Raw genomic sequence first — 2,745 nt, 5'->3', positions numbered from 1 at the left:
GTAGACGTGCTCGGTATCTCCGTTCGGAAGTTTCTTAGTCTCTACGAAGCGATAACCTGGGATTTCTTTCTTCGGTTGTTCGCCATCTTCACTTGGATATCCTGGAATTGAATTACCTTCTTTATCCTTGAATGATGTCGTAACTGGTTCGTAGACGTGCTCGGTATCTCCGTTCGGAAGTTTCTTAGTCTCTACGAAGCGATAACCTGGGATAGCTTTCTTCGGTTGTTCGCCATCTTCACTTGGATAGCCTGGAATTGAATTGCCTTCTTTATCTACAAATGTAGTAACTGGTGTTACGGTTGGGGTGTATGTTGCAGAAGCTTTTGTTCCGTTCATATCTTCACGAACAACTGTTACAGATGGAGCTGTACCTGTGAATTCAGATTCTGGTTTGAAGGTTACTGTTCCGTCTGCTGCTACCGTATAAGTACCAACACCTGGGATAGTCTTCGTTGTTGAACCATCTTCGAAGGTTGCTGGTACATTATCATTCATTGGAACACGGCTATCGCCTTCCTTGAATGTTGGTTTACCAGATTGTTCTTTACCTTTTGATCCAATAGTTGTAGCTGATTCCGCTGTTGGTGTTACAGGAGTTACTGTTGGTGTGTACTTAGCTGTTACCGGTGTACCGTTCTTATCTACACGTTTAACAGTCACGCCTGTTCCTGTTCCTGTGAATGATTTTTCTGGGACGAAAGTTACGGTTCCATCTGGAGAAACGGTGTATGTACCTTCTCCTGGAATTGTCTTCGTAGTTGAGCCATCTTCAAAGGTTGCAGGTGTATCATCATCCATTGGGATTGCAGGGTTACCAGGTGCGAAGCTTGGTGTACCTGTTTGCGTTTGACCTTGAATGTCTGTAGATGTTGCTGGATCAGCAGTTGGGGTAACTGGTGTTACAGTTGGTGTGTAAGTTGCAGTAACTGGAGTACCGTTCTTATCAACACGTTTCACTGTTACGCCTGTACCTGTTCCTGTGAATGATTTCTCTGGTACAAAGGTTACAGTTCCGTCTGGAGCAACTGTGTAAGTTCCTTCGCCTGGAATGGTCTTCGTAGTTGATCCATCTTCAAAGGTTGCTGGAACATCATCATCCATTGGGATTGCAGGGTTACCAGATGTGAAGCTTGGTGTACCTGTTTGAGTTTTACCTTGGATATCTGTAGATGTTGCAGGGTAGGTGTGTAGGTTGTTTCAGCTGGAGTGCCGTTGGCATCCTTGGCTTGAACCTTAACCGGAACGACATCACCTGAGTAAGACTTATCAGTCGGTGTGAAGGTTACAACACTTGTATCCTTATCAACTGTGAATGTACCAACAACCTTGCCTTCTGGTGATTTCGCATCTACTGATTCAGCAGGTTGACCATTTTCATCAAGAAGGGTAATGGTAGCTTTGTCGATTGGTGCAACTGGGTCACCTTCTGTGAAGGTTACGGTTCCAGTTTGAACAAGACCTTGAGGACCAGTTGATTCTGCCGGAGTTGCAGTTGGAGTAACTGAAGTTACTGTTGGTGTGTAAGTGGCAGATGCTTTGGTTCCATTCTTATCTTCACGAACAACCGTTACGGCCGGTGCTTTACCTGTGAATGATTTTTCTGGGACAAAGATTACTGTTCCGTCTGCTGCTACTGTGTAGGTACCAACGCCGTTAACTTTCTTGGTAGTTGAGCCATCATCAAACGTAGCTGGAACGTCATCATTCATTGGTACACGGCTGTCGCCTTCAATAAATTCAGGCTTACCTGTTTGAGTTTGACCTTGCTTACCTGTTGATGTTGTATCTTTCGCAGTCGGAGTTACTGGTGTCACAGTTGGTGTATAAGTCGCAGAGGCTTTGGTTCCGTTCTTATCTTCACGAATAACCGTTACAGCTTGTGCCTTACCTGTGAATGATTTTTCTGGAACAAAAGTTACTGTTCCATCGGCTGCTACTGTGTAGGTACCAACGCCGTTAACTTTCTTGGTAGTTGAGCCATCATCAAACGTAGCTGGAACATCTTCATTGATAGCTACTGTTTTCTCAACACCATCAACGGTTACTGTTCCACCCTTGAATTCAGGTTTACCGGTTTGGGTTGCACCTTGAATATCTGTCGATGTTGCATCAGGTGTGTAGGTTGTTTCAGCTGGAGTGCCGTTGGCATCCTTGGCTTGAACCTTAACCGGAACGACATCACCTGAGTAAGACTTATCAGTCGGTGTGAAAGTCACTTGGCCAGTGGCTGGATTAATTGTGAAAGTACCGATTTCAGTTGTACCGTCAGCCGCATAAGCTGGCGTAGTTGCCACTTCATTACCATCTTTGTCCAAAAGTGTGTAGCTATTATCTTTAATGGTAATGGCTTTATCTTCACCGTTCACTTGAACAGTTGTTCCTGTAAAGGTTGGTCTACCCGTTTGAGTGGCACCTTGGATGTCTTTTGAAGTTGCAGGACTTGCCGTTGGAACAGCTGCTACAACAGTTGGAGTGTAAGTTGCATCGGAAGTAATAGTTGAAATCTTACCGTTCGCAGTTGTAATAGTCGCAGTTGCTTGAACTGTTACACCTGTTGCAGTTCCAACAAAGTCTTTTTCAGGTGTGAAGGTAACCGCTCCTGTAGTAGGATCAATTGTATAGCTACCTTCGCCCGCTACCGTTACACTTGTTTCATCAGTTGGTTGGCCAGTAGCTGGATCTACTAATTTCTTGCTAGTTATCTTCGTAGCCTTGTCATTGCTTAACTCAAATGTAGGTGTT

1 pseudogene is annotated in these 2,745 nt (G+C 44.6%); it reads right to left on the bottom strand.

Annotated elements, in window-relative coordinates:
- Window positions 1-2,745 (bottom strand): annotated as a pseudogene (locus E7C97_RS09485) (fibronectin-binding protein); the annotation flags it as partial.

The sequence above is a fragment of the Streptococcus sp. genome (genome assembly GCF_032481935.1).
GTDB lineage: Bacteria > Bacillota > Bacilli > Lactobacillales > Streptococcaceae > Streptococcus.
This window is presented reverse-complemented; position numbering and strand designations above follow the sequence as displayed.